Origin of the sequence: Clostridium sp. HV4-5-A1G, from assembly GCF_900184915.1 — a bacterium.
GTDB lineage: Bacteria > Bacillota > Clostridia > Clostridiales > Clostridiaceae > Clostridium_B > Clostridium_B aromativorans.
Genome location: NZ_FXYI02000343.1, coordinates 1 through 1,234, shown reverse-complemented (window position 1 = coordinate 1,234; position 1,234 = coordinate 1). Strand labels below are relative to the sequence as shown.

Genomic DNA, 1,234 nt, shown 5'->3' with positions numbered 1-1,234 from the left:
TATCCGGCGTATTAACTAAAACATAAGAAGCTCTCTTAACAACGGGAAAATTCATTTTAAAACCTCCTATTTATTTTAATAATAGCATGCATTCCTGCATGCTATTATTCTTTATTCTAATATCAAAACTATTTTCTACCAAAAATTTTTCCTTTTTAATGAAATTATTTATATTATTTATTATATTTTGAATACTGGTCTCTTATAGTGTTTACCTCACTTATAATATCTTCTACATCAAGAACCATTTCCATCATGCTGCACTGTTCATCATAAACTGCAGCATCACATTCTTCCTTTATTTCAGGTTCTACAATATGATAGACAGCCAGTCCAAGTGCTACTCCTGCAAGCGGTCCAGCAAAAGTCGGATCTCCCGCACTTACCGTTTCTGCAGAAAGACCTGACGCTTCTGCCTCTGCTCCACCTAAAATTACAACTATATTTTCTGCACCGTATTTTTCCGTCAAATCTTTTACCCTCTGTTGGATCTCCAGATCCATAGCTCCCGCAGCCGTTCAAACGAAACATTCTGTAGAAGCAAATATAACCTCTGCTCCGGCTGACTTTGCACAGACCTCAATAGCCTGGCCAGGTATACCGTCCCTATCTCCTATCGCAATTACCTTTTTACCTTTTAACATATTATCTCTTCCTTTTTTAATATTTATTTTGAACTTTATTTAATTTTAAAGCTTATCATATGTAGATTTTATAAAGCTCTTCACATCATCAAGAGTATTTATTTTATCTGCAGTTATAGTGTCCATTTTTTCACCGTTTTTATATATAATCATCGTCGGCAGTCCTAGAACTTTTTGAGAAATTGCTAACCTCCTTGCACTGCTTATATTAAGGCTGGCAAATTTTATTTTGTCAACATATACTTTTTCCAAGCCATGTACTCCAGGCATTAATTGTTTACAAATTTCACACTTATCGCCCCAAAAGTCAACAAACACTGGCTTTTCAACATATTCAGTAATTTCAGCATCCCAGTTTTTCTTGTTTAATTCTATCATTTTATTAACCCTCCTATTTTTATAACTGCCTTAATAAGGTAGCTCAGTATTTATTATTTCAATGATTCTAAATAGTGCTCAGCAGTAGTTGCTGCTATAGCACCATCAGCTGCTGCAGTTACTACTTGTCTTAAGGATTTTTTTCTTATATCACCTGCGGCAAATACTCCTGAAATATTAGTTCTCATATCCTCATCTGTCACAATATAACC

3 protein-coding genes are annotated in these 1,234 nt (G+C 34.5%); all 3 read right to left on the bottom strand.

The genetic code is table 11. The features are described from left to right. Nucleotides 1–173: 173 nt before the first annotated feature. The gene (gene grdA, locus J5G60_RS18375) at nt 174–644 is read right to left on the bottom strand and encodes a glycine/sarcosine/betaine reductase complex selenoprotein A (RefSeq protein ID WP_150359073.1); all 471 of its coding nucleotides are present in this window, start codon (nt 642–644) and stop codon (nt 174–176) included. Nucleotides 645–689: 45 nt separating this feature from the next. Then, nucleotides 690–1,022, bottom strand: a complete 333-nt coding sequence (locus J5G60_RS18370) for a thioredoxin family protein (protein ID WP_150359074.1) — start codon at nt 1,020–1,022, stop codon at nt 690–692. Nucleotides 1,023–1,075: 53 nt separating this feature from the next. After that, on the bottom strand, nt 1,076–1,234 hold a 159-nt coding region (locus J5G60_RS18365; protein WP_190972283.1), incomplete at its 5' end, for an FAD-dependent oxidoreductase.